The following is a 2080-nucleotide window of genomic DNA, read 5'->3' on the forward strand; positions in this document are numbered from 1 at the left end:
CCGCGGTCGCGGCGTCGGTTCACGTCCGGGCGGCGGTGCCCCCGGTGGCGCCGGTGCGGGCACCGGCGCACCCCACGGTGGCTTCTCCGGACCCCGCGGCGGTCGCGGTGGCCGTGGCTCCACGCCCGGTGCCTTCGGACGTGGCGGTGGGCGCAACCAGCGTGGACGCAAGTCCAAGCGGGCCAAGCGCCAGGAGTTCGAGCAGCAGAGTGCTCCCGCCATCGGCGGCGTGCAGATCCCCCGTGGCAACGGCCAGGAGGTGCGGATCCGTCAGGGTGCGTCCCAGGCGGACCTCGCGGACAAGATCAACGTCAACCCCGCAGCGTTGGTGACGGTCCTCTTCCACCTCGGTGAGATGGCGACCGCCACCCAGTCCCTCGACCAGGACACCTTCGAGGCCCTGGGCGCGGAGCTCGGCTACGACGTCAAGATCGTCTCCCCCGAGGACGAGGACCGCGAGCTGCTGGAGTCCTTCGACATCGACCTGGAGGCCGAGGAGCTCGACGACGAGGAGCACCTCAAGCCGCGGCCCCCGGTGGTCACCGTCATGGGCCACGTCGACCACGGCAAGACGAAGCTGCTGGACGCCATCCGTCACACGGATGTCGTCGACACCGAGCACGGCGGGATCACCCAGCACATCGGCGCCTACCAGGTGACGGTGGAGCTGGAGGGCACCGAGCGCAAGGTCACCTTCATCGACACCCCCGGTCACGAGGCCTTCACGGCCATGCGTGCCCGCGGCGCGCAGGTCACCGACATCGCGATCCTCGTGGTCGCGGCCGATGACGGCGTGATGCCCCAGACGGTCGAGGCGATCAACCACGCCCAGGCCGCCGGTGTGCCGATCGTGGTCGCGGTCAACAAGATCGACAAGGAGGGGGCGAACCCGCAGAAGATCCGCTCCCAGCTCACCGAGTACGGTCTGGTCGCCGAGGAGTACGGCGGCGACGTCATGTTCGTCGACGTGTCGGCCAAGATGCGCACGGGGCATCCAGGACCTCCTGGAGGCCGTGCTGCTGACGGCGGACGCGTCCCTGGACATGCGCGCCAACCCCGGACACCGACGCCCGCGGCATCGCCATCGAGGCGAACCTCGACAAGGGCCGTGGTGCGGTGGCGACCATGCTGGTCCAGCGCGGCACGCTCCACATCGGCGACGCGATCGTCGTGGGTGCCGCCCACGGCCGCGTGCGTGCGATGTTCGACGAGTACGGCAACACCGTGCCCGCCGCGCCGCCCGCACGCCCGGTCCAGGTGATCGGCCTGACCTCCGTGCCGCGCGCCGGTGACTCGTTCCTGGTCGCCTCCGACGACCGCACCGCCCGTCAGATCGCTGACAAGCGTGAGGCCGTGGAGCGTCAGGCGCTGCTCGCCAAGCGCCGCAAGCGCGTCACCCTGGAGGACTTCGACAAGGTCCTCAAGGAGGGCGAGGTCGACACCCTCAACCTCATCATCAAGGGCGACGTGTCCGGTGCGGTCGAGGCCCTGGAGGACTCGCTGCTGCGCATCGACGTGGGCGACGAGGTCGCGCTGCGGATCATCCACCGCGGTGTCGGCGCCATCACCCAGAACGACGTCAACCTGGCCACGGTCGACAACGCGGTCATCATCGCGTTCAACGTCCGTCCCGCCGAGCGGGTGGCCGAGATGGCCGAGGCCGAGGGCGTCGAGATCAAGTACTACAACGTCATCTACTCGGCCATCGACGACGTCGAGGCCTCCCTCAAGGGCATGCTCAAGCCCATCTACGAGGAGGTCGCGCTGGGCTCGGCGGAGATCCGCCAGGTCTTCCACTCCGGCAAGTTCGGCAACATCGCCGGTGTCATCGTCCGCTCCGGGACCATTCGGCGCGGTTCGAAGGCCCGTGTGGTGCGCGACGGCGTCGTGGTGGCGGACAACCTGGAGATCCAGTCCCTGCGCCGCGAGAAGGACGACGTCACCGAGGTCCGTGAGGGCTACGAGTGCGGTATCACGCTCGGGTACAAGGACATCGCCGAGGGCGACGTCATCGAGACCTGGGAGAGGCGCGAGAAGCCCCGCGACTGAGACCGCAGGTGCTCGGGGACGCCCCCCGGAG

1 pseudogene is annotated in these 2080 nt (G+C 69.5%); it reads left to right on the forward strand.

The features are described from left to right. Positions 1-2049: pseudogene (gene infB, locus TA90_RS01210) on the forward strand (translation initiation factor IF-2); the annotation flags it as partial. Positions 2050-2080 lie beyond the last annotated feature (31 nt).

The organism is Actinomyces polynesiensis, from assembly GCF_000820725.1.
GTDB classification, from domain to species: Bacteria; Actinomycetota; Actinomycetes; order Actinomycetales; family Actinomycetaceae; genus Pauljensenia; species Pauljensenia polynesiensis.